We start from the raw sequence: 25,810 nt of genomic DNA, 5'->3' as shown, positions 1-25,810 counted from the left end.
CCGCCCCATAGCATCTTCCAGCGTGCGCCAGGCGGTATAGCCGTTCACTCATCACGATGCCACGGTAATCGCCGAGAAAGGCCTGCGGGTGGATTTGGCCGCGGCCTGGCTGATAATCGAGAAGCACGATCGGCTGGTCGCTGTCCTCGCCGCTGCGATAGGCCCACATATACGATGTGCTGGTGGCCTCTCTGTCCTTTTCCTTGAGGACCTGAACCGTCGTCTCGTCGCCATGGATGAGGGGCTGCGATCTGAGCCGCAGCTTCAGGGCGTCATAGATGCGGGAGAGATGCTTCTCGCTTGAGCCGATCACCCAGTGGCCCAGAGCGCCGCGGCTGACAGCAACACCGGCGCGTTCGAATGCCTGCGCCAGGCGGTAGAGCGGCGTGCCATCGACATATTTATGAACCAGCGCGAACGCCAGCGTTGAGGCCGTGGCAACGCTGCCCGGCAAGGGCTGCGTCGGCATCGGCGCCGTCACGAAAGGTGCGTTGATCCCGGTGCGATCGCAATGGCGGCACGCATATTTGAAGCGCACATTCTGTAAAACCTTCGCCTTCACCTCGATATGAAGTTGCTCGGTGACAGCCTCGCCCATGCGATGCATCTGGCCACGGCAGCAAGGACACGCCTTCTGATCGTCGGGCAGGTCATACTCGACGCGCTCACGCGGCAGGTTCGTCGGCAGCGGTCTGCGGCCGCGCTTTTTTCCTGTCGTGCTTTCGACGGGTGGCAAACCTGTGTCGGGAAGTTCGGCGATATTGTTCGTTTCACTGCCGGCGTCATCCTCATCGGCGGCCTGCTCGGCTTCATTGAAGAGACGATCGACGTGCTTTTCGCTGCGTGGCGCAAAACGATGCAGGCGTGCCAGCGCCAGTTCTTCCTCGAGTTTGACGACGCGGTCGGCGAGTTGATGGTTCTCCGCCTGCAGCGCAGCAATGCGCGCCAACAGCACTTCAACACTCGGATCGCCGGTTCGATTCATCGGATTCTTGAATCTGAACCGTACCGACGCGTCAACCGCTCAACTCGAGAGCTCAGCCGGCAACCTGATATTGCCGCACCGGATGGCGGACCATCGCATCGATATCGATGCCGTCAAGGATCCAGTGCAATTGCTCGGTCGTCAGCGTGACGACCGCCTCCTGGCGGCGCGGCCATCGGAACTTGTCCTCGGTCAGCCGCTTCAGGACCAGCACAGCCGGACCGGTCGAAGAACAGCAACTTCATCCGGTCGCAACTGCGATTGCAGAACGCAAAAACCGCCGGAGTGAATGGATCGAGCGCCATCGTCTCCTGGACTAGGACCGCAAGGCTGTTGATGCCAGCCCGGAAGTCGATCGGCTCACGGTGCAGATAGACCTGCAGGTCACCGCCCAGCCTGAACATGGCTCAGTGCTCCGATGATCGCCGTCAATGCATCTACATCGCCGCATTCCAGCCCGAGCTTCACGCCGTTCGGCAGGGACGCGCTCACTTTGGCCGGAGAGCAAAAAACTGCAGTCCTTTTGGATTCCGAATCACGCACTTCATCGCAAGTAGCCGGCAAATCCACCGTCGCCACGCTGCTCTGCCGCGACAGGGCCCGATCGGCAGTCCTCTCAAGCTGAACCGGGATGAACGCCGGTGGTGAAGACGGCGGCAGCGACCTGGTCGCCGTCCACTTCTTGATCCACTTCCGAAGAAGGTTCGCATTGACCCCATGTTCGAGCCCAAGCCTCGATACCGAAACCCCACGTTCAAGGCAGGCCGCGACAAGACGGTCCTTCGATGCGGGGTCGTATCGCCGGCGCCCATTCCGGCCAACAAGCCTGACCCGCAGTTTCTGATCATCGTCTGCCATCACAAGGTGTCCACCTAATTTGGTGGACACCTCATGCATCACAGCACTCAACCGCAAAAGGTGCGGGGAAATTCGCGCTTACACTGAAATTGCTGTCCGCGAATTACCGGAATCCGTGTCCGGTAATTGCCGAAACACGCATTCGACATTGTCGGCGGCAAGGAGGCGGCGGTGAAATTTCTCAATGCGCTGCAAATTCTCAAGCTGGCGGTGAGCCTCGGCGGCACCGAGTCGCTTGCGAGCCTGCCCGCGACCATGACCCATTCCGGCGTTCCCGCCGACATTCGCCAAAAGATCGGCGTGCTCGATTCCACCATCCGGCTGTCGATCGGGATCGAGAACCCGTCGGATCTGATCGCGGACCTCGCGCAGGCGCTGAACGCGGCTTGAGCGAGGGGATCAAAGCGGATTGGACGCGCGGCACGCTGCCATGATCGCCGCGGCGGCCTCGTTGCTCTGCGCGCCCGAGAGCTGCCGCACGACGCAGACGTAATAGCCCTTGCTGGATGCGTTCAGCAGGGAATCGCCGGCAGGCCGTCAATCTCACTCGATTTCGAGCCATTCGGAGACGGCGCGACCGGTGGGCCAACGAACGAAACCAACTCGCAATTGCCGCCCGATCCCGTGCCGGACCGCGATCACGGTGCTCCTGCTTTGTGACGCGGCTCCGAATATTGCCCCTTCGCGACGCTTCTCCTTCAGCTTGAACGACGGCTGGAAGAAGTTGACGTAGAGCCGTGCCGCAGCATAAAGGCGGCCCATCATACGCGCCGTCTCGACGCCATCGAAGCGGCCATAGCCCATGAGGCGGCGGACGACGGCACCATTCTTCTGCTCGACGAACGCCTGATCGTTCTTCTTATAGGCACGCGAGCGCGTCACCTCGAGCTTCTGTTGGCGGCACCATGGCACGACGACATCGTTCATGAAGGCGCTGTCGTTGTCGAAGTCCACGCCGCGCAAGAGCCAGGGGAACAGGCTCTGTGCGCGGTTGATCGCCTCGGCAACCAGCGAGCCATCCCGCGTCAGCAACGGCAGGCACTCCGTCCAGCCCGTGGCGATATCGACCATCGTCAGGGTCTGGATGAACGAGCCAGCCACCGACGTGCCGCCATGGGCGACCATGTCGACCTCGCAGAAGCCCGGCGGCGGGCTGTTCCAGTCATTGAAGGTGCGGATCGGGACCTCGCGCCGGATTGCCGAATGGAACCCGGCACGGCGCCGCCTGCCGCCGCTCGCCGCGATCTTCACATCGACGAGCAGGCGATCGATGGTGGCGGCGCTGATAGCCAGAACACGGTCACGGTCCGACTGGCCAAGCTGCAATCGGCCATGTCGCTCAAGGGCAGGCAGCAAGGTCGGGATCATCACCTTGAGCCGCTTGCCGCACACCCGATCTGACGCCTCCCACAGCGCAGTCAGCGCGTCCTTGATCGTCGCGCCATATCTGCGTCTTCGCTTTCTTGTTGCCTCGACCTCGCCCGGTCCAACCGCCTCGCGTCGCCTGAGCGCGCGCACCGCATGCTTGCGATGCCAGCCAGTCGTCGCGCACAGCTCGTCGAGGATCCGTCCCTTCTCCGCTCGTTTGGCCGATCGGTAACGCTCCGTTACCACCGACACCACCTCGCGCCGCGCGCCCATGCTGATCTTTCCCGCCATAGACGCCACCGAACCAATTCGATGGCACCGACCCAATCATCGGCGAGAAGTTGTCCAGTAACATTCTGGGTGAGGCAATGCGCCCTTTCGGCTCCCAACATTGACCTCGGCTCACTGCTCCAATTCGAAATGCATCCGGGCGCTTACCGCATTTTAGGCGGGGTCAATGTTGGGCCCCGGTCGGGGGTCAAAAAGCCGCGCCGATCCACAGTACTCTGCCGCCATGTTGTCGGGCAAGGCGTCACCGCACGAACGTCGAACCCGTTCGGACCATTTCTGGTCGTTGGTCTACTCGTCATGCTTGCTGTGCAGAGAGATGTTGCAGGTATCCTTTTCTAGACTAGCTCGGCGGCACCTGCGATTGCCGCCGACGGTCTGGTGAATTGGTCAAGGCCATCGAAAGGCATCGAGCCAGAACTCGGCGGTTTTCTGGGATGTCCAACTCCGTCATGTGGGGCGCATACCACCCCCTCGAGAATGCAGTTAGGCCAATCGCCGCCACGCGCAAGATGTTCATGTTGTCGCGTTTATGCGCGTCGGACTTAAGACGTTTGGCGGCAAGCTGCCACAAACGGCCGCGATTTCAGGATCGGGTCACGAAGAAACTAGTTTCGCTCTCGACGCGCGGCTCGCAAAGCGTGGCACGCCAATTGCTCGGCCTACGACACCGCCTCCCCGGGCTTAGTAATGTGGTCCTCCCTGATGGGCACACTGAGTCGGCTGCTCGCAACGACCCGCAAGCTCAACCCTAATCGCAACAAAGCGATGGCTAGGCGCGCCATGCTGCGGCGCAGCTTTGGCACCGGAGACCTCAATGACAAGTTTGTCTGATATCGTGCGGCTTCGAGCTGGTCCGGGCACCGCTTCGCTGCCGAAGTGGGGCTGGGTTTTCGCCCTCGGCGTAGTTTATCTGATCACTGGCTTCGTGGCGCTTGGTAGCGTTGCGCTCGCGACGGTGGCGAGTGTGGTGCTAGTTGGCGTGATGATGATCGTCGCCGGCGTTGCCGAAATGATCAATGCTTTCCAGGTTAAGACCTGGGGCAGGCTCTTGCTATGCGCTCTTTTGGGTGCGCTCTACATCGTCGCGGGGCTTCTGACATTTGATAATCCTACGCTCGCCGCTGTGCTGCTTACGCTGGCGCTCGGCGCATCGCTGGTCGCCGCCGGTATCATGCGCCTGATCCTGGCGTTCAGCATGAAACGCGCAACGCCCCGGTCCTGGCTGGCGATAGCCGGTGTCATTACTCTGCTGATTGGATCGTTGATCTTAGCGCGTTGGCCGATAAACAGTGTTTATATTCTGGGCCTGTTTCTCGGCGTCGATCTAATCGTGGCGGGCGCGAGCTGGATTGGAGTCAGCTTCGGCCTACGCCGCAGTCCCATCGTGAAGGCACGATCGTCGACGTAATTGCCGGGCGCCCTTGGTTTCGAAGGAGAAAGACATGCAGAAAAATAACAGCTTGGAGCGTGCAGCCTCAGCCGCTGAGACTGCATTTGCGAAACATCATCGCACAAGGCATCTTCAACTTAATCGACCGCCGAGCCGAAGGAGGCCATTCTCAAAGGTTCGAGATTCGGCGATAGCGCTTGTCGTGGAGATGTCGCGCCAAGTCGCGAAGGCTCGCTCGCGCGAAGCGCGACGGAAGTCGGCAGTGACGGCTCCGGGATAGGGGATGTGGAAAAGGTTCGCGACCTGATCGTGAACTGACAGAAACCGTTGAGCCTGATCGGACGATTTGAAACGCTTCATGATCCGCTCGCGTCGCCGCGTCGGCTGATGAGAATTCTCGGCCCGATTGTTGAGAGCTTTGTGCTGGCGATGTTCGACGTGAAAGCCCATCTTCGCCCTCGCAGCGCCGTACGAACGGAGCTTGTCCGTGATCATCACGCGCGGCGGCGTGCCGGCGGATTTCAAGAGCTTCTTCATGAGCCGCTGGGCAGCGCGCGAGTCTCTTCGGCGCTGGATCAAGACGTCGAGAACGAAGCCATTCTGGCTGGTCGACAGCGCGCCAGAGCCAATGTTGTTCGCCCGCGATCGAGATAACGACTTCGTCCAGATGCCATTTGTCACCGCGAGCGGGTGCACGCTGGCGGATCCGATCGGAGAACGGCTTGCCGAATTTCCGTCCCCACTGGCGCACGGTTTCATAGGTCACGCCAATGCCACGCGCCGCCAGCATTTCCTCGACCATGCGCAAGCTTAAGGGAAACCGGAAATACAACCAAACGGCATAGCTGATCACTTCCGGCGGGAAGCGATGGCGGCGATAAAGAGGGTCCTTGGCAGTCCGCATGCCGCTCGTCTACCCCCTCCGCCGCTCCAATTCGTTAACTTGACGGTACCGCTGTGACTATTCTCCAGCCATCATGGCCGATACGACCACCACCCCCCGGATGGGCCACTCATCATGCAGGCGCCTGGTGCGAGCATGCCTGTTACATATGGCACACGCGGCAGGCGAGGCGTCGTCCCTGCTTTGCGATGTCATGCAGTGAGTCAAGGACTTTAGCTCACATTGCAATAACCGCCCGTGAGCCGGCAAACCGACAGCCCTGGCAGCAATTTAGGATTGGATGAATTCTTCAAGCTCGTCGATCATCTGTTTACCGGGTTTGATTCCTCCGAAAGGATATCAATGGCCTCGAGCCTTGCGTCATACTCCTCGTATGTGCCGAGCAGGGCTTGGCCAACTGTCAAGTTGTGCACGGGATCGATAATCGAGGGGGAGTCGTAAGTTAGGGAGGTTGGTCCAGTAAATAGAACTTCTTCGCCACGCTCGTCGCGTCGCAACGTTCGGTCCGTACACCATTTGACGAGTTGCGTGACCTCTCCCTTCCCGGACTCAATGATGGGCGGCAGCTGCCGAACCGAGTAGAAATTCGTCCGCGCAGAATACATCTGCCGCGAATCCGAGCTCATGCGCTCGTCTGGTTGAGCGGTAAGGGTCAGCAGGCGCTTGCCTTTCGGACGCTCGAGCGTACCCTGAATTAGACCGCCTTCTCTGATCAGTCTAATGTGCGCCAGCTTTTTTGGAGCACCAAGAACCTCTCGTCCCGAGGCGAGAGCTGCATCATTTACCGTCACGTAAATGTAAGGGATGTAGTAGCCAGTCTCGCCGTCGGGATCACGAACTTGAATTCCTGAATAGCACTCCAAGTATGGCCCGACAGTGCTTGAGCGATAGCTCGCGACCCCCACAATGGCGATTGCAGGGTTTGCTGCAGGTGCTAGTTCCTTCGGCAATAAACAATTCGCCTCGTGCCCCACGCTGAACATAAGGTTTATGGCTTGGCAGCCGAGAAACGCACCGCCACGATTTTTGCCCCCATGGTAAAGCGGCGCATCAAGCGGAATGCCTTTGACGTCGGGCATCGCATCCTCCTCGATCTCAGAACAATTTCGCGCGGTTGGAGATTGAGCTATTCATCTCACCTCGCCTCTCCGGTTGTTGAAGCGCCCCTGAAGCGACTGTACTGCGCTGGCAGCGATGTGGGTTCGGTAGAGAGCTGGCCCCGCAAATTCGGACAGTAGCTTGAGTGGATTTTCTGCCTGACAGCGGCGAGGATTCTTGCTGCGAATCAGGAGCGAAGATGACGAAGAAGAGCCGCCGGACGCATTCTCCGGCATTCAAGGCGAAGGTTGCTTTGGCTGCGGTCAAAGGCGACAAGACACTGGCGGAGCTGGCGCAACTGTTTGATGTTCATCCGAACCAGATCACGATCTGGAAAAACCAGCTCCTGGAAGGCGCCGCCGGCGTGTTTGGGCATGACAAGACATCGGCCGAGACGCCGGTCGATTTGAAGGCGTTACATGCCAAGATCGGCGAGCTGGCGTTGGAAAACGATTTTTTGTCCGGCGCGCTCACCAAGGCGGGCCTGCTGAGCGCAAAGCGATGATCGACCGCGATCATGATCTTTCTATCGTGCGCCAGGCGAAGGTCCTGAAGCTGGCTCGCAGCACGGTCTACTATGAACCTCGGCCAGTTTCGGCCGAGGACCTTGCCTTGATGCGTCGGCTCGATGAGCTGCATCTCGATTATCCCTTCGCGGGAGCGCGTATGCTGCGATCGTTGCTGCGGCGGGAGGGCGTATACGCCGGTCGCCGCCACATCGCGACGCTGATGAAGCGCATGGGGATCGAGGCGGTCTATCGTCGCCCGAACACGAGCAAGCCGGCTCCGGGTCACAAGATCTACCCGTACCTGTTGCGCGGATTGAAGATCGAGCGGCCCGACCATGCGTGGGCAATGGACATCACCTACATTCCGATGCGGCGTGGCTTCGTCTATCTCGCGGCGGTCGTCGATGTGTTCAGCCGACGGGTCCTGGCCCATCGCGTCTCGATCACAATGGAGGCGGCCTTCTGCGTCGAAGCGGTCCGGGAGGCGTTGGCGAAGCACGGCAGGCCCGAGATTTTCAACACGGATCAGGGCAGCCAGTTCACCAGCCTCGAGTTCACCGATGTGCTGCTGGACGCGAAGATCGCCATCAGCATGGACGGCAAGGGCGCCTGGCGCGACAACGTGTTTGTCGAGCGGCTCTGGCGCACGGTCAAATACGAAGAAGTTTATCTCCGCGCCTACGACAGCGTGTCCGAGGCGCGAGCGTCAATTGCCAAGTATCTGGCCTTCTACAATCAGGGACGCCCTCACTCGAGCCTTGACGGGCGCACGCCCGACGAGGCTTACTTCGGCACGCAAGCTATGGTGATGGCCGCATGACCGTCGCCGACGGTTTTGTCGTCGCTCTGGTCGGGCTACGCCCTCCCGACGCAACGACAAAACCGTAAAGCCCCGCGTTCAGCATAACCCGGCAGGAATCCACTTAAATCCAGCGGGGCGCTGTCCCAACAACCGGGGCCAGCTCTGTAGTCCGTACGGCACATCGATCCGGTGATAGCGATCTTCGCTACGCGAGGCCGCAGTGCCGTTTCTGCGCCTTGCACCTCAATCCGCCGGATTAAACGATCCGAAAACATCCAACACGCTTGACCTTTTCCATTCTAGAAGCCGGCAGCTGTCCTGTGCTGCCGAATGCGCCTGATTGTCCATCCATTCCGGCGGAGCGTGCTCACCGATGATGACGTCAAGGCGAGTGGGTGATTCCTATTTGTCTATCAGTCGTTATGCAACGTCGATGCCAGGCACCTCGTGCGGTTATACGGCTCACCGGCTGACGTCAAATTGGGTACGAGTGACCCGACAACTTTCGACTCTTGTTCTGTTGTCTTCCTCGCTTGTCCGATTGACGACGCGATGTCGAAAGCCCGACATGATCAAGTATCCGGACAGAAAGTTGATGAGGCTCTCTCACGAGTTTTCGCAACAGCATGGCTATCGCCATTGTGTCTCGATTAAACCAGATCAGCGTAACATTATCGCTGCGGATGGTAGAAAACGCAGGCCCTGACATCACCGTCTCGGTAGAGAGTCGGAAGACCTCCAGCGCCTGTGCAAGAGTCACGTGAGGCTGACTTCCCATCAGAGTCTCGGCGCGCCGATTGCACGGAATGGATACTCCAATTCGCAAGACTTAGGAGAACCTCATGCGTTCTGCGCCCCACTTTTCGATCCACAAGGAGCTCAGCACCGTTCGGCACCGGTATCGCTCCGCTCGCGGGTACCGATCCTATCTCCGAAACCGGAGGAAATTCGGTCGCAAATTGTCGGCGTCTAGAAGGTGGGGTAGTCGGCAAAGCCAATGCAACAATCCGAAGGATGGCTAACGCCTGAGCGGCGGAAGCACGTTCGCGATGTGAAATCGTTATCGAAGTGCTTTAGCGCCAATTTACACGGGTACTGCGCACAGGCTTTGGGCATCAAAGATGATGCGTAGCAGAGGGCAGATCGGCAAGAGTCCGGGGCGTGGTGCAGACCGCAACTCTTGGCTTGCCCGACTTTCAACGCTCGTTCTCAACCATTTTGATCAACATGCCCGTCATCCTTTTTGATGCTGAAAAACCCTGCACCGCCACTGATCGAGGGAACCAAGAGTTATGGGACGCGTGAGCGAAAAAGTCATTTTGGTAACCGGCGGGGCTCGAGGGATGGGGGCCGCTCATGCGCGCCTGCTGGTAGCCGAGGGCGCGAAAGTCGTGATCACCGATATTCTTGACAATGAAGGAGCGACTTTCGCGGCCGAACTTGGCCCATCCGCGATGTATGTGCATCAAGACGTCGCTCAGCCAGAGGAATGGTGCCAGGCGATCGCGGCTGTTGAGAGCAAGTTCGGCGCGCTGCACGGCCTCGTCAACAATGCAGGCATAGCCAGCATGGCTCCCATCGAGCTGTTTCCGCTCGAGCAGTGGGAGAAGACCCTGGCTGTCAATCTCACTGGTGTGTTCTTGGGAATGCAGACTGCCCTACCTGCCATGCGCCGCGCGGGCGGAGGGTCGATCGTCAACATCTCGTCGGTCGAGGGGCTGAGGGGTAGTGCTGGGCTTCACGCCTATGTTGCTTCCAAGTTCGGCGTGCGTGGCATAACGAAGTCCGCTGCCTTGGAGGCCGCCGCGTCCGGCGTTCGCATAAACTCTATCCATCCGGGCTTCATCAACACTCGGATGACAGAGAACATCGATCTTTCCAGTTTTCCAATTCCGCTCGGGCGGCCGGCCGAGCCGCAGGAAGTTTCACAGGCAGTCTTGTTCCTGCTTAGCGACGAGTCCTCTTATTTTACGGGCTCCGAAATCGTCGTCGATGGCGGTCTGACGATCGGCGTCCCGCAAAAGTGTCAGGCGGTCGAAAACATCTTCTGACTATCAGCGGACGGATTGTCACATCAAACGAGATGGAATGTCGCGATGTATTACACCAGTGGAAATTACGAAGCTTTTGCTCGGCCCCGCAAACCCGCCGGCGTGGATAGCAAGACAGCTTGGTTCGTTGGTTCGGGGTTGGCTGCGCTCTCCGGCGCGGCCTTCTTGATCCGCGACGGGCAGATGCGTGGCGACCGTATCACCATCCTCGAACGACACACGGTTCCGGGGGCGCGTTGGACGGTAGTCAGGATCCGGAAAGGGGATTCGTGATTCGAGGTGGTAGAGAGATGGAGGATCATTTCGAGTGTCTCTGGGGGCATCGTCAACTTAATCGACCGCCGAGCCGAAGGAGGCGATTCTCAAAGGTTCGAGATTCGGCGATAGCGCTTGTCGTGGAGATTTCGCGCCAAGTCGCAAAGGCTCGCTCGCGCGAGGCACGACGGAAGTCGGCGGTGACAGCTCCGGGATAGGGGATGTGGAAAAGGTTCGCGACCTGATCGTGAACTGACAGAAACCGTTGAGCCTGACGGGACGATTTGAAACGCTTCATGATCCGCTCGCGTCGCCGCGTCGGCTGATGAGAGTTCTCGGCCCGATTGTTGAGAGCTTTGTGCTGGCGATGTTCGACGTGAAAGCCCATCTTCGCCCTCGCAGCGCCGTACGAACGCAGCTTATCCGTGATCATCACGCGCCGCGGCGTGCCGGCGGATTTCAAGAGCTTCTTCATGAGCCGCTGCGCAGCGCGCGAGTCTCTTCGGCGCTGGATCAAGACGTCGAGAACGAAGCCATTCTGGTCAACAGCGCGCCAGAGCCAATGTTGTTCGCCCGCGATCGAGATGACGACCTCGTCCAGATGCCATTTGTCACCGCGGGCGGAAGCGCGCTGGCGGATCCGATCGGAGAACGGCTTGCCGAATTTCCGTCCCCACTGGCGCACGGTTTCATAGGTCACGCCAATGCCACGCGCCGCCAGCATTTCCTCGACCATCCGCAAGCTTAAGGGAAACCGGAAATACAACCAAACGGCATAGCTGATCACTTCCGGCGGGAAGCGATGGCGGCGATAAAGAGGGTCCTTGGCAGTCCGCATGCCGCTCGTCTACCCGCTCCGCCGCTCCAATTCGTTAACTTGACGGTACCGTTCCGGGGGCATCATGCAGCGTCGTCACCTAGCACGCGTCACCAATGCTAGGGTCCAGACTCAATTGAGCCGATATGCGACGAGAGCGGCGAGATGAACAGCGGCCAAGAAATTCCGGGCGAGCTTGTCATATCGCGTGGCGATGCGCCGGAAGTCCTTGAGCCTGCAAAAGCAGCGTTCGATGACATTTCGGCCTTTGTAGGCGCGTTTGTTGAAGCGATGGATGACGACACGGTTAGATTTATTGGGGATTACGGGCTTGGCGCCGCGACGAACGATTTCGCTGCGAAAGTTGTCGCCGTCATACCCTTTGTCGGCGAGGAGTGCGCTCATGGGTGGCGCGAGCGCGAGGACATCGGGCGCCGCCGCGATATCTGCATCCTGGCCTGGGGTCAGATGCAGGACGACCGGCCGACAGAGCGGATCGCTCAGCGCATGGATTTTTGTAGTGCGGCCGCCGCGCGAGCGGCCGATTGCTTGATTGTGCTCCCCCCTTTTCCGCCGGAGGCACAACGATGAGCTTTGATCGAGGTCGAATCGAGCGACAGCACAACGCCGTCTTCGCCAGGCTTGGCCAGCGCTTCGAAGATTGCGCACCATCGTCCTCGCTTGGCCCAGCGATTGAAGCGATTGTAGATCGTCGTGTAAGGGCCGTATTCACCCGGACAATCGCGCCATCGTGCACCCGATTGCAGCATGTGAATGATGCCGCTGATGATGCGCCGGTCGTCGTCCCGATCCGGCCCCGTCAGTCCCGTCGGCAGATGCGGTTCGATACGCGCCCATTGCCTGTCATTCAGCCAAAACAAACTAGCGCGCATTCTCTCGCCCCCGAATCAAGAACACGTAGGCAAGAGAATCACGCGGCGCTATTCAGGTACAGACCCTAGAAAGCACTGAAGTTCTTTGCCCGCTTTCTCGCCGATAGCGGCAGGGGTCAGGCGCCGGCCGATTTGACGACCGAATTGTTCGGCCAATACATCTTATGGCTGGACGCCTTGCCTTCCCGAATCGGCAAACCCTGTGCTCAGCTTTCGCGCTTACTGGCGGCAGGCTAACGGCAATCCATCGCTGCGTCCGTTTCTTGACCTGCGTCGTGAACGCTATACCGAGGTGCGAGCTGAGTGGCATTTCGCCGTGCTTTCGCGAAGGCGCGGTCGGTCGCCGTGCGACGCTCGATCATCGGCGCAATCAGTTTAGGCTCGGTCCGCGTCATCAGACCTACGCTATGCGTCAGGATCTCGGCGTAGCTTCTGAGATCCCTAAAGACCGCCGCCGGCAGCTCGATCGTGAGCTTGACTGGCTTGTCGTCTTCAAGCGGCTCAAGCTTGAGCTTCGTCATGGCGTTCCTCCATTGCTGTAGGGCGCCAGCACCAAATCGCGCGTGCCGATCACGCGGACCGGGAAACCTGGCCGGATGGTCAGCGTCGGCTGGATGTTGAGCTGACGCTGCACGACCAATTGGCCGGTCTGGCTGATGCTGTTGGACGCACCGCTACGAATCGCTTGAACGAGGTTGTTCTCATTTGGCTCGTGCCGCCTCCGCTCCGACGCTGAGCATGGTCGAGAGAACGGCGGCCTTGAATAGCATGCCCCAGTGGTTGTCGACATCGTCCTCGAGTCCGGCATAACCACCAGCGTCGGCGCCCGGCTGGCGCTCCAGCACGATCGAGTTGCCGTCCGGTATGATGATGCGAGTCCAGACCAAGAGGATTCGACTCTGGCCGTCCGCACGGCCGCTTTTCAGGCGATGATCTGACTGGCGTGGGCGCGCTCTCGGTGCAGTTTGGGCTTTGCTTGAACTAGAACATGTCTCCGCGCAAAGCGCTCGATGGAGTCGAGCGGGTTCGCTCAAACGGCGCAATTGCCTTTCCCTCGAAGGTTTCGATCGACTAGGAATTGTTTTCAGACTCGAAGACGGCGTTCGATCATACTGGCCAGCCCGGTCAACGCGTAGCAGATCACAAAGAATATGCTCAGCACGCCCAGATAGATCTCGATGGCGTGTGAGTCTCCGGTTCCGACATACGCTAGTCTTTCTATCATTTGACGCGCCGATCCCAAGAGATCCGACACGCCGACAACGGACGTCAGTGCACTCGCCTGGACGAGGACGGTGAGCTGCCCGACGTAGGGCGGCAACGCACGCCGAAATGCTTGTGGCAAAATGACGAACACAAGCGCTTCCGTTGCGCTCAAGCCAAGCGCTCGGGCGCCCTGCTCTTGGCGATGTGGAATTGAATCCAAGGCGCCTCGAAAGACCTCACCGATGTTCGCCCCACCCCAGAGCCCCAATCCGATTATTGCGGCCGTGAGTGGGCCCGTGCGGAGACCAATTTGCGGAAGTGCAAAGAACACGAAGAGGAGTATCATAAGCGACGGCACGCCGCGGAACAACTCGACGTAAAGCCGTCCGACAAAGCGCGCGAACGTGAGCGTGCTTTGCGACAGCGCCGCGATCAGGAGACCAAGCATTGTCGCCAAAATGACGGTGAGCAGCGAGATCCACAAAGTGACCAAAAGGCCCTTACCAAGGTAAAGGGTGACAGGCCAAACCCAGTTGCTCATTTAACTACTCCCAGCCCCGGAATCGCGAGCCTGCGCTCGAACGTACGAGACAAAGCGCTGAGGATGCTGCACACCAGCAGGTACATGAGACAAGCGATACCGAAGGTCTCAAACACTTTAAACGTATCTGACACGATCCGGTTGGCGACATAGGTCAATTCCTGATAGCCGACGACGATCATGAAGGAGGACGATCTGAACTGCGTGATCGCCGTGGTCGTTGTTCCGGTGATCGCCATGCGCAACGCGATCGGGAGTGTGACGTCAAGAAAGGTCTGGAATGCCGGCAAGCCGAGAGCGCGAGCTGCCGTCACTTCGCCTTTCGGCACAGCTTCGAATGCGGCCCTGAAGACCTCCGTTTGATAAGCACCGCCCCACAATGCGAGCGCTAGCCAGGAAGTCTCGAATGGCGTCAGACGGATGCCTATGTCGGGTAGCGCGTAGAACAGAAGGAATATCTGTACGAGGAGCGGCGTGCAGCGGAATGCATTTACGAATCCAACGATTGCAATGTTGGCGATGGGGATCCGTGCATAGCGTATTGCCCCGAGTACGAGCCCGATCCCAATTCCGAGCGCGATGCCGATCGCGCTGATGAGGAGGCTGTTGCCGAGCCCCGCCAGCAGCTCAGTTGCCTCTTTCATGAGATCGTTCTGCACGATCCGCACCTCCGCTCAAGCCGAATTGGGACGCTATCGCGCTGCCGGGACCCTCAAGATTTGCACTCCATGGGATCGACGCCGGCATAGTCGAGCTTGACATTCGGCCCCGGGACGACATTGCGATACTTCGCGACCATCGTCGGATCCTTGACTTCTTCGGCGAAGGCTTTGTAGAAGGCATCTTCTTCGCGCATCTTGGCGATCACTGCGTTGATCCAGGCAAGCATGGCCGCATTGCCCTTCTTGACACCAATACCCTGGATCGCAGGTGAAGCGAGCTCGCCAACGACTTTGAAGTTTTTGTTGTTCTGCACGAAGTTGTAGTCGTAGACGTCGATATAGGCGAAGGCGTCAGCACGCCCCTGGATCAGCATCGTGGAGGAATCGGCCGGGCTTTGGGCCGTGATCAGGTTCGCCTTCGGATGACACTTCTGTAACCAGGTCTGGTAGGTGCTCCCTGTCGGCGTCACGACCGTGCGACCGGCGAGGTCGGCGTAGTTGTTGATGGGAGAATCCTTCTTCACAACAAGCTGGAGATTGCTCAACCAGATCGGATCCGAGAAGTCGATTTGCTCGGCGCGCGCCGGAGTTCTGGCAAGCGAGGCGAGCACGAGGTCGACCTTGCTGGACTGCAAGAACGGGATACGGTTGCTGTCGTTCATACATTGGGTCTGGAGACCCGCTTCGGTGCCGAAGGCAAATTCGGCGATGCGCTTTACGAGCCCATACTCAAAGCCGGCGGGCTTTCCATCGAGCCCGACATAGCCGGCGGGCGGATACTGGCAATTGATGCCGATCGTCAGCACCTTTGGCGTGGCGAGGTCCGTGGGCAGCGGCACGTCCACCTTCGACTGCGCGATGGCCGGCAACGCCACTATCGAAAATGACAGGGCCGCGATCGCGGCTAGGCATTTCAGCATGTTCATATCTCCGCTTTCCTGTTGATCTTGGTATGGCGAAAAAAGTAGGTCAGACGTCAGTGTGTGACAGGAACTGGCGCGTGCGGTCGTGACCAGGTCGATCGAGGACGTCGGCCGGATGTCCTTTCTCAACGACCACACCGTCGGCCATAAATACGAGTGTGTCGCCGACCTCTCGCGCGAAACTCATTTCGTGCGTCACGACGAGCATAGTCATGCCGGAACTCGCGAGATCCTTCATGACGTTCAAGACCTCGCGTACGAGCTGAGGATCGAGCGCCGATGTGACCTCATCGAACAACATCACGTGAGGACGCATCATCAGGGCTCGGGCGATCGCGACACGCTGCTGCTGACCTCCCGAAAGCTGGTCGGGATAACTGCTCTCCTTGTCTGCCAAACCGACCTTCGCGAGCAACTCTCGGGCGCGCGCTTCCGATTCCGCTGTCGGCTCCTTCAAGACGCGCCGCGGAACCAAGGTGAGATTCTTCAAAACGGTAAGATGCGGAAACAGGTTGTAGTGCTGGAACACCATTCCCACGCGCTGGCGGACCTTATTCACGTCCTGCTTGCCGGAGAGCAAGTCCTGGCCTTCCAGCACGATCTCACCGCCGACGACCGGCTGAAGCATGTTAACCGTTCGCAGGAGCGAGCTCTTGCCGCTGCCGCTCGGGCCAATGATGACGACGACCTCGCCTTGACGAACCGAGAGATCGACGCCCTTCAGAACCTCGTTTGATCCGTACGAAACGCGTATGCCACGCAGATCGAGGAAGGGTGCAATCGGTTCGGTTGACACTGGGCGCCTCTCTGTTTTCAGCGCAACGCTGGTCGAACGACCGCGGAGATCAGGTCGGTCATCGCGACATGCGTCTGGAGAGGAATCCCATCGACGTCAGCATCGACGACGTTGCCGACCGAGTTGATCAAGCCGATGTCGACACCGCGACGCAGCAGGTGTTCTTCCATTTTTGGCGCATGGAGGAGGTCGGGCCTCTTCAGACGGGCCGCAAGCGCCCCCAGGATGGCGTAGCAACCCCAGTTCGAGCAGGCTGCGGTGACTAGGACATCGGTGCCAGTCACCGCTCCGATGCCGGCACCGCCTTCCGGCCGCGCGTCGCCGAACTTCACATGGCGCCGCACGGCGTCGGCGACGACCCCCATGCCTATCTCATTGCCCCCGTCGCCCACGCAGACGCTAGGAATCCCGCGGGCGAGCGCCTCGTCGAACAAGTAGTCAATCCGGGCCCGCCCCATGCCGTAGTCGATACCGCGCATCGAGCAATAGATGCCGTCGGCGTTACGGCCAACCCGCTCCGTTGAGAAGACCAAGGCAGGCTTTAATTCATCGAGCAAGGCGGCGGAGGCGGCCTTCGCCTCGGCGTCCGTCACGGGAAAGGAGCGCGTGCTGGCGACCGCGAGGCTTCCGTCGCCGCTCGCAATCCGCGCCTGCTCGTAGGGGAGCACCGACAGGCCGGCGCTGGTGAGGATCTTGGCGGTGCCGTCGAGCAGGGTCTCCTCCGCGACAACGACACAGGTCGCTCGCTTGGATAGGGCAAGCGCTCGCACGACCGCGGCGGCGCCGGCAGGCCCGTCGTTCTCGCCGATAGTGGGCGAAATCCAGGCCCGCGAGACGGAGCCCGTCGTCACCACGACTGTCGCCCCCACCGGGATAGCGGCGAGCGCCTCGGCGGCCGCGCCGCACAGGGCACCGCCTTGCCGCGCGCGAGCCGCCTCGTAAAGATGTTCGACGCCTCGGCCCCCGAGATCGAGATTGACCAGTCGGTCGAGCCGGTCATCCATGCCCGCAAAGGCAGTGTTGGCGTTGCTCATGCCTGCTCTCCGAGAACGAGCTGTGAGATTGCGGAGACATCGTCGATCCGCGAGGCGAGATGATCGAGTGCAGTATCAACGGCGGCGACGACGGCATCCTGGCCGCCAACTCTCCCGATCGCGTCGAGTGTCGGCTTCAGGCGCAGCGACACACGCGCCCCAGGCTGTCCGTGGGTGTTGACCGTGAGGATTCCAGCGTCGCGCAGGAGGACCATGCCGAGCGCAGAGGAGACCTCGCAGGGAACGAGCCCGAGGCCTTCGGCGGAACGGCCGGCGCGCCGCAGGACAACGGCGAGCACATCTTGCTCGTCGACCATTGGTCCGAGATCGCTGACAACCACGAGGTCGCGACCCAGCTTCTCGGCGAGTGCGACAGCGAGCGCCTGTCCGGAGCGAGCCTCCTCCCGCAGGTCTTCAGGCCGAAACGCCTGGAGAGACCGCATGGCGCCAGCGGCGATCGGCGCGCGTGCCTCCATCCCAAATTCAGCGCCCTTCGCTGACGCCGCCGTGACAAGATTGGGGCGGCCGGCAAGGACGCCTGCGCGCGGTCCGGCGAGACCCGCCTTGTCGCAATTGGTAATCGCGAGATCGGCGCCGAGGGCGAGGCCCGGCTTACCGCCGTGGAGCACAGGACGCAGACGGGCGCCATAAGCGTCGTCCACGAACGCAATAGCGCCGACCGCGTGGGAGGCTTTGACGACAGCCGAGGTCACGGTGTCATCCAGAAGCTCGAGGGCGCTCGTTACGGTGGTGACGACGACGAGGTTGGGTTTCGCCTTGGTCAGAGCTGCCTGCCAGTCGCGATCGCCCCCGATTTCGACGAGTTCCACCCGGGCGATGGAACAGCCTCGGATCACCGAAGCGTGCGATCGCCCGCCCGGAGGGACGACCGAAATCACGGGGCTGCCGGCGGCATGAGCGACGATGGTGGCAATGATTCCCGCGCTGGTGCGATTGAATACAGCGACGCCATCCCCGTCCTCGCCACCGAGGTGAGTGATCGCGGCCACTCTGAGGTCTTCGGCGAAGAGGCCCGGGCCGACCCATTCCTCGCACAGTGTCGTAAGATCCTCCGGCTTAAGCGGAAAGTCTCGCTGATTTCCCGTGAACACACCGATGGAATGCGGGCCGAGCTTGCGGACACGATCGGCCGCTACGGCCTGTCCCTGCCGAAGGCGACGCGCTTCGTCGACACTGGATCGGATGATGGTACCACGCGCAAAGCCGACAATGGGATCGATGGGATTGCCGAAGCGATCTGTGGGCTTCGGGGATTGCGTTTTCGACTCCGAGGCGACGGCTGTCATCATCTTCTCCTAGAACCGGTGTGACTTGGCGATGCGGACAACCAGGGAGCCAAGGTGACCGGCGATGCGCGATGAAATGGGCGTTCTTGTCAGGAGCATTCGGCGAAAGCGTCTTGCCGCGCGAATACGCCACGCGAGACATTCCCGATGCTTCAAGCCCGGTACGAGACCGATGAAGTCGGGCCCAACAGCGAAGTCGTAGCTCGGCGTCACGACGTCACCTCACGAGATCGCTGACGCGATGATGAATCCGGACCAGGTTCGCTTGACGAACTTGCAACGATGCTTTGGAGCAGACTGACAAAGCCCCGATGACCGCTCTCAGGGACACCGTCAACGAGGGGTTCGGTGCTTGCCGTAGCGCCATCACGAGCGCCCGCGCTAACGCAGGCTCTGATCAGATCCCCTTCGAGAGTATCGTTATGTAGCAGGTCGGGACTGCCTATTCCGACAGCAAGTCCGGCGCAAACGGCGTACGCGCCCCAGTTCGATATCGCAGCGCTGACGACCACGTCTGTCTCGACTGCCGTGACAACGAAGCTGTTGGGATGGAACGCGGCAAGTGCGGTCCGCACCGCGCCGAAGCCGACCTCGTTACCGCCGTCGCCAATTCCTATCGTCAAGCGCTTCGCCGCGCGTCCGGCCTCCGCGAGCAAATGAAGATGCGCCATCGTGCCTGCAGGGCGACGGTCGCCCCGGACACCGTGGAAAAGACCATCGGGGTTGGGGCCGTCGAGCTCGACGAAGACGATTGCCGATGGCTGGTATCGCGCCATCAGCGCCTCGACGGCCTTGGGCCCATACTTAGAATGAGGCGGGATAGTCTCCACCTTGATTGGCCTTGCGGTAGAGGATCCAACGAGCGCGGCGCAGGCCTCCACCGGCTTAAAATGAGCCTCCTCCGAAACAATTGTGACCTGGGCGCCAAGACCGAGAGCTATGGCCCGTGCAAGGACAGCGGCGCCTGGCGGTCCGTCGGTTTCGCCCTGCGGGAGTTTGGGCGGAACGCCGGCACCTGTCGCCACGATGACGTTGTCACCGTAGACGACGCGCGACATGAGTGCTCTGGCTGCCAACGTGGACAACGGCTCGCCGTGATGACGACGGCAGATCTCGTACATCGGAACGACGAGACCCGGTGGAAGCCCGCCCGAAAGAGGACGGGATTCAATCGTCATCAGACGATCGAACCGCTCGCCCGCCATGGCCAGAAGAGGGTCCGGACCGGTGGAGTCTTCGGTTAAGAGCATAACCATGGAGACCTCTTGGCCTGTCTGTCGGCTCACACCGTGACGGTCACGCTCTTGCGATAGGTGTAGCTCTCGAGGGCTCCTTCGATGGAATATTCGGCGCCGATGCCGCTCTGTTTGGCGCCGCCGTAGGACATGCCCGGGATCTGCCCGCCGGCACGGTTGATCTGGAGCCAGCCAGCATCGATTCGCTCCGCTGCGCGCAGGGCGGTGGTGATGTCGTTCGTGAAGATGTAGGCGGCGAGACCGTAATGGGTGTCGTTCGCCCAGCCGATCATCTCGTCTTCGTTCGTCCAGGGGATCGCAACCAGGACAGGCCCGAAGACCTCCTCGCGCACAACCCGCCAGCTATTGTCGACGCCCGTCAGCACGACGGGGCCCGGCATGAAGCCGTCGGTGTCGTTGGCGGGAGCTGGGACCTGGCCAATCTCCACCTTCGCGCCACGATCGACGGCCTCGCGGATAAAAGCGCAAACCTCTCCGTAGCGTTCGGCGTTGATGATCGCGCCGATGTCAGAGGCCTCGTCGAGCGCGTCGCCGACTTTCATGGCCTTCAGCTTCTCGACAACCTTTGCAACCACCGGCGCGAACACGTCCCGGTGGATGAAGAGCCGCGAGCCCGCCGTGCAGGACTGCCCTTGGCGCGCGAAGCGCATGGCATTGATGACGTTTGTCGCGCAGGTATCGAGTTGCTCGGGCGTCGCCGCATCTGGATAGACGACGCAGGGACTCTTGCCGCCGAGCTCAAGGGTGACCTTCGCAATGCGGTCGGCGGCGGCATGCGCCACGAGCTTTCCCACCTCGACCGAGCCTGTGAACGAGATCTTCGACACGTCGGGATGGTTCGAAAGCGGAGCACCGGCCTCGATGCCCGTTCCGGTGACGACATTGAAGACGCCGGCTGGGAAGATGTCGGCTGCAAGTTCCGCGACCTTGATGACCGCTAGCGGCGCGTCCTCGGCAGGCTTCAGAACCAGCGTGTTACCGGTGCCGAGCGCCATGCCGATCTTCACGGCCGCGAGTACGAGAGGCGAATTCCAGGGGATGATCGCGCCGACGACGCCAAGCGGCTCTCGCGTAGTGTAGCTGAATATCCCCGGGCCGAGCGGCAACGTCTCGCCCTTCTGCTCGGATACCACGCCGCCGTAGTAGCGCAGGACCTCGGCAGTGCTCGCGACCTCAGGTCGGCTTTGCGTGCGCAGCGCGTTACCCGTTTCGGCCGCGAGGATCTTGGCGATCTCTTCGGCATGCGCCGATACGCGATTGCCGAGTTCAGTCAATAACGCACCGCGGGCTCGTGCCGCCATGCGGCGCCAGTTCGGAAAGGCCGCCTTGGCCGCCGCGACTGCGGCATCGACGTCTTGCTTGTCCGCAGCCCCGACCATGGCGATGGTGTCGCGTCGGCAGGGATTCTCGACTGCCATCGTGCGGCCCGAGACCGGCTTGATCCACTTTCCTCCGATGAAGTTGCCAAGCAGCCCGGAGCGCGGCAACGTCAGTTCGGAATCGTAGCTGGTGGTGGCGCGTTGCGCTCTCATTTGTTCGTTCCTGTTCTTCGAAATCATGCTGCGGGGTGACGGAGATTGACCTTGAGCAGTCGCTCGTAGACCTCCGAGACGCTAGTGGAATCCTTTCCGCCCAGACCATCCGCGCGGGCCGTATTGTAGATCTGGCGAACGAGCTGCCCGAGATACATCGGTGAAGCCGTGAACTCGTCGAGTGCGAGCGAGATGTCCTTGTGCATCAGGTCGAGCGCGAAGAAGGCTGGCCGCTCCTGCGTAAAGAGCGTCTTGCCAAGCCAATCCAGCATCTTGCTGCCGGCGAGACCTCCGCCGAGAACCTCGAGCAACACGTCGAGCTTCGCGCCGGACTTCACGCTAGCTGCCAGCACCTCGCCGAGTGCTACCGTGTTGATCGCGGTCAACAGGTTGTGGCTCAACTTCATAAGTTGTCCGGAACCGACCGGGCCGCAATGAATGATCTTGCCAGCCAGCGTCTCAAGCACAGGGCGCGTCGCATCCAGCACGGTCTGGTCGCCCCCGATCATGATCAGGAGCTTGCCATTTTCTGCGCCGGCGACGCCGCCGCTGACGGGCGCATCGAGATAGTTGATCCCAGCTTTGTCGCAGACTGCAGCGACCGCCTTGGTGGTCTCGGGGTCTACCGTACTGAAATCGACCACAGTCGCGCCCTTCTTCGCAGCGGCGAGGATCCCGTCCTCACCGGTTACGGCCGCCGTCAGGGCCACTGGAGAAGGGAGGCTCGCCAGAATAAAATCGGCTCCAGCGGCAGCGGCCTTGGGGCTTGCGGCAGCTTCCACGCCAGCCGGGGCAAGCTTGGCGACGGCCGGCGCGTTGGGATCGAAGGCCCGCACCTTATGTCCGGCTTCGGCAAGCCGACGCGCCATATGTGAACCCATGCGGCCAACACCCAAGAAGGCGATCGTCGGCATCGATAAATCCTCGCGATATTGGCCGATAGGCCGGTCAAAACTCGGCGATCGCAGCCTCATCTTCGCGATGATCGCGATCACAAGGGTGATGCCGGCGGTTTTGGGCCGGTTCGACCGGCCCCGGAAGACCAGTCCAATTGACGCGAGGCGAAAGAAATTCTTACTCTCGGGTTCTTTGGAGATATGCCAGTTTGGCCCTCAGTCTTTCACGACTACGTCTCTTTCATGAGCTTTCCGAGCTCGGCACGATCTCGGCGGTGGCACGAGCGCTCGGCCAGACACGGCCAGCCGTGTCGCAACAGTTGGCGCTGCTCGAACGCGAGGCGGGAGCGGTACTTTTCGAGCGTTCGGCAGGAGGGCTGCGCCTGACAACCAAAGGGCAGCAACTCCTGGATCGCGTCACGCCGCTGCTGCAACTGGCAGAGCGCATCGAAGCCGAGCTCGACGAGAAGGACGGACCTCCTGCGGGCGAACTACGACTTGCCGCATTCGGGAGTGTCGCGACCAGCATCGTTCCAAGAGCCTTGGGCTATCTCCACAAGACACACCCCCTGATCGATGCAATCTTCGTCGAACTCGAGCCGACCGAAGGCCTCAAGGCAACCGTCGCCAAGCAGGTCGATATCGCAATTGTCGACGATTATGCCGATGCAAGTGCGTACCAACAGGCCCTCGAATTCCACCCCCTCTATGTCGACGCCTTGAGTGCGATCCTTTCGTCAGACCACCGCTTCGCGAAGGCCGACTTGACAAGCATAGAGCTCAAGGATCTCTCGAACGAGAAGTGGGCGATCAACCAAACGGCGGTCGCCTATCAGCAGAACTTGACTAACGCGTGCTTGGCTGCCGGATTCGAAATGAAGATTGGCTGCAGCGCTCGTAATATTTCTGCCACCCTTGAGATGGTACGCACCGGACAATTCGTAACAGTCCTGCCCGGTCTTGCGGTGCAGCCCCTCGACAAGGATCCCGACTTTCGCGTTCTTCCCATTGCGCCCGCCTTACACAGACACATATTCAGCGCCGTTCCCAAGGGCACATCCCGGCGCCCTATCGTTGCCGCTGCATTGGCGGCCCTGGAGCGAGCGGCCCTCAATTGCCGCCTCTAAAACGTTGGCAGCGTAACTATTTCTAACGTGCTCCGTCAGGAACCGTGTTCTTTCGCCGCGGCAAGACGAGCGCTAGTCGTTGAGCAAAGGCCACACTTCTATCTTTCCAACAACCAATGGAGCATGGACATGCGAAGCTATGGACTGCGGTTCGTCACCGATCTGGTTGCGGCATTCTGCGGGTTCGCGCTCGCGGCCGGGGCGAGCCACGCTCAGGAGAAGTCCAGGCTGGATGAAATCCTGGCGCGGGGCAAGCTGGTCGTCGGCGTGTCGAGCGAGTCACCTCCTTTCGGCTTCGTCGACGAGAAGGGGGAGCTGGTGGGCTTCGACATCGATGTTGCCCGGCTGATCGCCAAAGCGACTTTCGGTGATCCCAACAAGGTCGAGTTCATTCGCCAGAGCGCAGCCCAGCGCTGGCCCAATGCCCAGAACGGCACGATCGACTTTGGCGCGCAGACGACAACCATCTACGCCGACCGCGCGCAGCGGGTCGCGTTCACCCGCAACTATATCGATGGCGGCATCGTCCTCATCGTCCGCAAAGATGCGCCCTTCAAGACGCTCGACGATTTGAACAAGCCGAACGTCACCATCGCCAATCTGACCACGCCGACCCAGGAGGAGCGCGCCAAGCGCCTCTTCCCGCAGGCCAAGCTCCAGACCTTTGACGGCATCGCCTCGCAATTCAACTCTGTGAAGCTTGGCCGAGCCCAGGCCGCTCAGCTCGATGCTCCCGTAGCCGCATGGTATGTCAAGTCCAACCCGGACATGCGCGTGATGGAAACTCGCCTGACGGATGTCGTCAACACGGGTATCTTCATGAAGCCGGGCGACTTCCGGCTCTGGCAATACCTCGATCTCGTCGTGTCCGAGATGACCGGCGGGTATCTCTTCGCCGAGTACAGCGCGATCTACGAGAAGTGGTTCGGCGAAAAGCCGAAGAATGCGAAGTGGTATCTCAACAATAACTGATCGACTGCGCAGAGAGGGCGGGTGATGGATTGGTCACAGTTTGGCAACTTCGCCGTCCGCTACCTTCCGCAACTCTGGAACGGGATGCTCGTTACCATCGCTGTCGCGGCGCTCGCGGCGCCGACGGCTCTCGCAATCGGCGTGCTTCTCACTGTGCCGCGCGTTGCCGGCTGGCGGCTACCCAGCGCTCTTGTACGAGCCTATGTCGAGGTGATGAGGAATACACCGCTCCTCGTCCAGATGTACCTCCTCTTCTTCGGCCTGCCACTCGTGGGAATCTTCTGGGGTGAGATCACCTGCGGTGTCCTCGCCGTCGCGCTTCAGCACGCAGCCTTTTTGTCTGAGCTCTTGCGCAGCGGCATCGCGGCCGTGGGCGCCAAGCAGTGGGAGGCGGGACAGGCGATCGGCATGCGCCGCTGGGCGATTTTTCGCCAGATCGTTCTTCCACAGGCCGCTATCAAGGTCATGGCACCCGTCTCGAACCAACTGATCGTCCTTGTGAAGGACACGTCTCTCGTATCGGCGATCGGTGTGCTTGACCTGACACTGTCCGGCAAGGTCATCATCGAAAGATCAGGAGCGTCCTTTGAGGTCTTCATCCTCGTTGCGGCGCTCTATCTAATCCTGACTTCCGTCATCGGCGCCGGGTTTCGAGTCAGCGAGATGCGCTTCTCGCGGAGGCTCGGATGAGCATATCCGTCCTTATCGCAAACCTGCCCTACCTGTTGCAGGGTGCGCTTGTCACGCTATGGCTCGCCTTCGTCGTCGTCATAGCCGGCACGCTTCTTGGCGCGGTCGTCGGAACGATCTCGAGCGGAGGTGGACCGATCCTTCGGTCCCTCGTCACGGCTTACGTCTTCGTGTTTCGGGGCATTCCGGTATTGGTCGTGATGTTTCTCGGCTTCTACACTTTCCCGGCATTTGGAATCCGTCTCAGCGCCTACGCCGCAGTCATGATATCGATGGTCTTCTATGTCGGCGCCTTCGTCACCGAGGCAGTGCGCGGCGCCATCGCAGCCGTGCCGACCGGCCAGATCGCAGCAGCTAAGAGCCTTGGCATGCGGCCGCTGACGATGCTCCGTGAGGTCGTCCTCCCTCAGGCAGCCCGTCTCTCGATTGCGCCGATCCTCAACATCTCGCTTATGGCGATCAAGCAGACCTCTTACGCCTCGGTCGTCGGAGCCTGGGAACTCTCCTTTGCTGCTCGCGAGGTCGTGGAGAGAACACTCGCGGCTTTCCAAATCTTCCTGGGTGTCATGCTGATCTACTTTTTGATCTGCTACCCCATTTCGCTGCTCGCGAACTATTGCGAGCGGAAACTCTCCTTCGATCACTGA

At 60.5% G+C, this 25,810-nt stretch carries 21 protein-coding genes and 7 pseudogenes; 9 read left to right on the top strand and 19 right to left on the bottom strand.

Features of this window, described 5'->3' with window-relative positions:
• Positions 1–9: 9 nt before the first annotated feature.
• The 3 genes and pseudogenes from tnpC to tnpA form a co-directional block, all read right to left on the bottom strand.
• Positions 10–985: pseudogene (gene tnpC, locus JEY66_RS44405) on the bottom strand (IS66 family transposase); the annotation flags it as partial.
• 52 nt (positions 986–1,037) lie between these two features.
• Positions 1,038–1,389, bottom strand: a pseudogene (tnpB, locus tag JEY66_RS44400) (IS66 family insertion sequence element accessory protein TnpB).
• The gene (gene tnpA / locus JEY66_RS44395; RefSeq protein WP_198390669.1) at positions 1,370–1,843 is read right to left on the bottom strand and encodes an IS66-like element accessory protein TnpA; all 474 of its coding nucleotides are present in this window, start codon (positions 1,841–1,843) and stop codon (positions 1,370–1,372) included. The pseudogene tnpB and the gene tnpA overlap by 20 nt, the downstream one beginning before the upstream one ends.
• 138 nt (positions 1,844–1,981) lie before the next feature.
• On the opposite strand from tnpA, the pseudogene JEY66_RS44390 reads away from it, so the two are divergent.
• Positions 1,982–2,233, top strand: a pseudogene (locus JEY66_RS44390) (PLP-dependent transferase); the annotation flags it as partial.
• A gap of 153 nt (positions 2,234–2,386) precedes the next feature.
• Here JEY66_RS44390 and JEY66_RS44385 read toward each other — a convergent pair.
• A complete protein-coding gene (locus JEY66_RS44385) occupies positions 2,387–3,502 on the bottom strand; it encodes an integrase catalytic domain-containing protein (RefSeq protein WP_209911816.1) in 1,116 nt (371 codons plus the stop codon).
• An 814-nt stretch (positions 3,503–4,316) separates the two neighbouring features.
• Between JEY66_RS44385 and JEY66_RS44380 the strand changes: the two genes are divergently transcribed.
• Positions 4,317–4,910 (top strand): HdeD family acid-resistance protein, encoded by a 594-nt coding sequence (locus JEY66_RS44380; protein WP_018273727.1) that lies wholly within the window; start codon positions 4,317–4,319, stop codon positions 4,908–4,910.
• A 119-nt stretch (positions 4,911–5,029) separates the two neighbouring features.
• Here the strand turns inward: JEY66_RS44380 and JEY66_RS44375 are convergent.
• A pseudogene (locus tag JEY66_RS44375) lies at positions 5,030–5,796 on the bottom strand (IS6 family transposase).
• Positions 5,797–6,098: 302 nt separating this feature from the next.
• Positions 6,099–6,875, bottom strand: coding sequence for an acetoacetate decarboxylase family protein (locus JEY66_RS44370; protein ID WP_018273680.1), 777 nt, complete (start codon positions 6,873–6,875; stop codon positions 6,099–6,101).
• 218 nt (positions 6,876–7,093) lie between these two features.
• On the opposite strand from JEY66_RS44370, the gene JEY66_RS44365 reads away from it, so the two are divergent.
• The 3 genes and pseudogenes from JEY66_RS44365 to JEY66_RS44355 all read left to right on the top strand — a co-directional run.
• Positions 7,094–8,223, top strand: a protein-coding gene (locus JEY66_RS44365; RefSeq protein ID WP_166353121.1) for an IS3-like element ISRj2 family transposase whose coding sequence is annotated in 2 segments (ribosomal slippage) — positions 7,094–7,346 and positions 7,346–8,223 — 1,131 coding nt in all. Because the reading frame shifts where the segments join, the coding sequence is not laid out codon by codon here.
• 1,274 nt (positions 8,224–9,497) lie between these two features.
• Positions 9,498–10,256, top strand: coding sequence for a glucose 1-dehydrogenase (locus JEY66_RS44360; protein WP_026193380.1), 759 nt, complete (start codon positions 9,498–9,500; stop codon positions 10,254–10,256).
• A 45-nt stretch (positions 10,257–10,301) separates the two neighbouring features.
• Positions 10,302–10,642: pseudogene (locus JEY66_RS44355) on the top strand (oleate hydratase); the annotation flags it as partial.
• Here JEY66_RS44355 and JEY66_RS44350 read toward each other — a convergent pair.
• The 13 genes and pseudogenes from JEY66_RS44350 to JEY66_RS44290 form a co-directional block, all read right to left on the bottom strand.
• Positions 10,582–11,349 (bottom strand): IS6 family transposase, encoded by a 768-nt coding sequence (locus JEY66_RS44350; protein ID WP_051110228.1) that lies wholly within the window; start codon positions 11,347–11,349, stop codon positions 10,582–10,584. The pseudogene JEY66_RS44355 and the gene JEY66_RS44350 sit on opposite strands and share 61 nt — an antisense overlap.
• Positions 11,350–11,460: 111 nt before the next feature.
• A pseudogene (locus JEY66_RS44345) lies at positions 11,461–12,221 on the bottom strand (IS5 family transposase).
• Positions 12,222–12,454: 233 nt separating this feature from the next.
• Positions 12,455–12,742: a DUF2274 domain-containing protein gene (locus JEY66_RS44340; protein WP_018273711.1), complete on the bottom strand. Its 288-nt coding sequence runs from the start codon at positions 12,740–12,742 to the stop codon at positions 12,455–12,457.
• Positions 12,739–13,141 (bottom strand): annotated as a pseudogene (locus JEY66_RS44335) (TraB/TrbI/VirB10 family type IV secretion system protein); the annotation flags it as partial. The gene JEY66_RS44340 and the pseudogene JEY66_RS44335, both read right to left, overlap by 4 nt.
• A 164-nt stretch (positions 13,142–13,305) precedes the next feature.
• A complete protein-coding gene (locus JEY66_RS44330; protein ID WP_018273712.1) occupies positions 13,306–13,968 on the bottom strand; it encodes an amino acid ABC transporter permease in 663 nt (220 codons plus the stop codon).
• Complete coding sequence (locus JEY66_RS44325; RefSeq protein WP_174771050.1) at positions 13,965–14,627, bottom strand: amino acid ABC transporter permease; 663 nt, start codon at positions 14,625–14,627, stop codon at positions 13,965–13,967. Before JEY66_RS44325 ends, JEY66_RS44330 begins: the two co-directional genes overlap by 4 nt.
• A 53-nt stretch (positions 14,628–14,680) precedes the next feature.
• Positions 14,681–15,556: a transporter substrate-binding domain-containing protein gene (locus JEY66_RS44320; protein ID WP_018273714.1), complete on the bottom strand. Its 876-nt coding sequence runs from the start codon at positions 15,554–15,556 to the stop codon at positions 14,681–14,683.
• Positions 15,557–15,599: 43 nt separating this feature from the next.
• The gene (locus JEY66_RS44315) at positions 15,600–16,349 is read right to left on the bottom strand and encodes an amino acid ABC transporter ATP-binding protein (protein WP_018273715.1); all 750 of its coding nucleotides are present in this window, start codon (positions 16,347–16,349) and stop codon (positions 15,600–15,602) included.
• Positions 16,350–16,366: 17 nt separating this feature from the next.
• Positions 16,367–17,383, bottom strand: coding sequence for a glutamate cyclase domain-containing protein (locus JEY66_RS44310; RefSeq protein ID WP_018273716.1), 1,017 nt, complete (start codon positions 17,381–17,383; stop codon positions 16,367–16,369).
• The gene (locus tag JEY66_RS44305; RefSeq protein WP_026193384.1) at positions 17,380–18,690 is read right to left on the bottom strand and encodes a PLP-dependent aminotransferase family protein; all 1,311 of its coding nucleotides are present in this window, start codon (positions 18,688–18,690) and stop codon (positions 17,380–17,382) included. Before JEY66_RS44305 ends, JEY66_RS44310 begins: the two co-directional genes overlap by 4 nt.
• Positions 18,691–18,899: 209 nt before the next feature.
• Positions 18,900–19,946 carry a glutamate cyclase domain-containing protein gene (locus tag JEY66_RS44300; RefSeq protein WP_141382149.1) on the bottom strand — a complete coding sequence of 349 codons (1,047 nt, stop codon included), beginning with the start codon at positions 19,944–19,946 and terminating at the stop codon, positions 18,900–18,902.
• Between the two features lie 26 nt (positions 19,947–19,972).
• A complete protein-coding gene (locus tag JEY66_RS44295; protein ID WP_141382147.1) occupies positions 19,973–21,478 on the bottom strand; it encodes an aldehyde dehydrogenase family protein in 1,506 nt (501 codons plus the stop codon).
• 23 nt (positions 21,479–21,501) lie between these two features.
• Positions 21,502–22,473 (bottom strand): NAD(P)-dependent oxidoreductase, encoded by a 972-nt coding sequence (locus JEY66_RS44290; RefSeq protein ID WP_018273720.1) that lies wholly within the window; start codon positions 22,471–22,473, stop codon positions 21,502–21,504.
• A gap of 110 nt (positions 22,474–22,583) precedes the next feature.
• Between JEY66_RS44290 and JEY66_RS44285 the strand changes: the two genes are divergently transcribed.
• The 4 genes from JEY66_RS44285 to JEY66_RS44270 all read left to right on the top strand — a co-directional run bounded on the left by JEY66_RS44285 (position 22,584) and on the right by JEY66_RS44270 (position 25,810).
• Positions 22,584–23,501 (top strand): LysR family transcriptional regulator, encoded by a 918-nt coding sequence (locus JEY66_RS44285; protein WP_018273721.1) that lies wholly within the window; start codon positions 22,584–22,586, stop codon positions 23,499–23,501.
• A gap of 129 nt (positions 23,502–23,630) precedes the next feature.
• Positions 23,631–24,473 (top strand): transporter substrate-binding domain-containing protein, encoded by an 843-nt coding sequence (locus JEY66_RS44280; protein WP_100213547.1) that lies wholly within the window; start codon positions 23,631–23,633, stop codon positions 24,471–24,473.
• Positions 24,474–24,497: 24 nt separating this feature from the next.
• Positions 24,498–25,163, top strand: a complete 666-nt coding sequence (locus JEY66_RS44275) for an amino acid ABC transporter permease (protein ID WP_018273723.1) — start codon at positions 24,498–24,500, stop codon at positions 25,161–25,163.
• Positions 25,160–25,810 (top strand): amino acid ABC transporter permease, encoded by a 651-nt coding sequence (locus tag JEY66_RS44270; RefSeq protein WP_018273724.1) that lies wholly within the window; start codon positions 25,160–25,162, stop codon positions 25,808–25,810. Before JEY66_RS44275 ends, JEY66_RS44270 begins: the two co-directional genes overlap by 4 nt.

The sequence above is a fragment of the Bradyrhizobium elkanii USDA 76 genome, from assembly GCF_023278185.1.
GTDB lineage: Bacteria > Pseudomonadota > Alphaproteobacteria > Rhizobiales > Xanthobacteraceae > Bradyrhizobium > Bradyrhizobium elkanii.
Note: the sequence above shows the minus strand (reverse complement) of the source record. Positions and strands in the feature narration are given on the sequence as shown.

Coding starts and splice junctions, on each gene's coding strand:
- tnpA (WP_198390669.1), bottom strand. CDS start 1,843: ATGGCAGACGATGATCAGAAACTGCGGGTCAGGCTTGTTGGCCGGAAT.
- JEY66_RS44385 (WP_209911816.1), bottom strand. CDS start 3,502: ATGGCGGGAAAGATCAGCATGGGCGCGCGGCGCGAGGTGGTGTCGGTG.
- JEY66_RS44380 (WP_018273727.1), top strand. CDS start 4,317: ATGACAAGTTTGTCTGATATCGTGCGGCTTCGAGCTGGTCCGGGCACC.
- JEY66_RS44370 (WP_018273680.1), bottom strand. CDS start 6,875: ATGCCCGACGTCAAAGGCATTCCGCTTGATGCGCCGCTTTACCATGGG.
- JEY66_RS44360 (WP_026193380.1), top strand. CDS start 9,498: ATGGGACGCGTGAGCGAAAAAGTCATTTTGGTAACCGGCGGGGCTCGA.
- JEY66_RS44350 (WP_051110228.1), bottom strand. CDS start 11,349: ATGCGGACTGCCAAGGACCCTCTTTATCGCCGCCATCGCTTCCCGCCG.
- JEY66_RS44340 (WP_018273711.1), bottom strand. CDS start 12,742: ATGACGAAGCTCAAGCTTGAGCCGCTTGAAGACGACAAGCCAGTCAAG.
- JEY66_RS44330 (WP_018273712.1), bottom strand. CDS start 13,968: ATGAGCAACTGGGTTTGGCCTGTCACCCTTTACCTTGGTAAGGGCCTT.
- JEY66_RS44320 (WP_018273714.1), bottom strand. CDS start 15,556: ATGAACATGCTGAAATGCCTAGCCGCGATCGCGGCCCTGTCATTTTCG.
- JEY66_RS44310 (WP_018273716.1), bottom strand. CDS start 17,383: ATGAGCAACGCCAACACTGCCTTTGCGGGCATGGATGACCGGCTCGAC.
- JEY66_RS44305 (WP_026193384.1), bottom strand. CDS start 18,690: ATGACAGCCGTCGCCTCGGAGTCGAAAACGCAATCCCCGAAGCCCACA.
- JEY66_RS44300 (WP_141382149.1), bottom strand. CDS start 19,946: ATGGTTATGCTCTTAACCGAAGACTCCACCGGTCCGGACCCTCTTCTG.
- JEY66_RS44295 (WP_141382147.1), bottom strand. CDS start 21,478: ATGAGAGCGCAACGCGCCACCACCAGCTACGATTCCGAACTGACGTTG.
- JEY66_RS44280 (WP_100213547.1), top strand. CDS start 23,631: ATGCGAAGCTATGGACTGCGGTTCGTCACCGATCTGGTTGCGGCATTC.
- JEY66_RS44275 (WP_018273723.1), top strand. CDS start 24,498: ATGGATTGGTCACAGTTTGGCAACTTCGCCGTCCGCTACCTTCCGCAA.
- JEY66_RS44270 (WP_018273724.1), top strand. CDS start 25,160: ATGAGCATATCCGTCCTTATCGCAAACCTGCCCTACCTGTTGCAGGGT.